This window comes from Psychroserpens damuponensis, assembly GCF_000826655.1.
Classification (GTDB): Bacteria; Bacteroidota; Bacteroidia; order Flavobacteriales; family Flavobacteriaceae; genus Psychroserpens; species Psychroserpens damuponensis.
This window is the reverse complement of sequence record NZ_JXJO01000039.1, coordinates 1-801: the sequence shown is the minus strand read 5'-3', so window position 1 is coordinate 801 and position 801 is coordinate 1. Positions and strand designations below refer to the sequence as shown.

Annotated in this window: 1 protein-coding gene; it reads right to left on the bottom strand. The window is 32.5% G+C overall.

What is annotated here, in order from left to right:
- Window positions 1–297 precede the first annotated feature (297 nt).
- Window positions 298–750, bottom strand: coding sequence for a hypothetical protein (locus tag TD29_RS17050; protein WP_040282616.1), 453 nt, complete (start codon window positions 748–750; stop codon window positions 298–300).
- Window positions 751–801: the final 51 nt, after the last annotated feature.

The window sequence follows — 801 nt, the reverse complement described above, 5'->3', positions numbered from 1 at the left end:
GTTTTCGATTCCGCAAACAAGCTAAAAAGTCAGCCACAATTCAATTCAGAGTTTGAGTGGGAATTCATCATGTTATTCAAATTTGGCAACATAGTTTTTCGGTTTTTTTTTCTTAAAACTCAAAAAAAATCGAAAAACAAACTAGCCTTTTTCCAATTCCGAAAACTTGCTTGAGCATTAAAGCTAACGTTTATGTATAAGAATAGTTGTGGGTTTGTATGCGAGGATTTTCCGAAGGAAAATCAGACGTTACAAACACGCAACGACCTTTGATTAAGCACTAAACCACAATTATTTTTATACGGTGTTAGGTGGCGTTTTTTCTTTCAGATATTTATTTTCCAATTCAGTCATTAATTCTTTATCGCGAATCGATTCCGTTTTCCTTTTTAATTCAGTCCACGTTTTTAATCCGATGTTCGTAACGTTAATCCATTCAATATCTTTAAGAATATTTTTGTCCGATAAATTCCGCTTTTCAGTTCGTTCTGTATATTTTCTAAATTCAGAGTGTAATTCCGTTACAATTTTATATTCCGATTCCGATATTATTCCATTTGCAATAAAGTCAGAATATCCATTTTCCAAATCCAAATCGTCAAAATATCCGCAAACACATTCATTATAATCTCCAACTGAATTTTTATAGTCAGCTTTAATCCAAAGTCGGTTTTGAAATTCCGAGTGAGCAATTTCAAAAAGCGATGCTATCCATCTATTTCTTATGTTTCTTTTTATTTCTGCGTTCATTTCAAATGACACCTAACGTGTTTGTGTATGATTTCGTTGCGTGTTTAAGCA

What these genes read in the sequence shown, in the direction of transcription:
- TD29_RS17050 (WP_040282616.1), bottom strand. Translation starts at nt 750, where the DNA reads ATGAACGCAGAAATAAAAAGAAACATAAGAAATAGATGGATAGCATCG.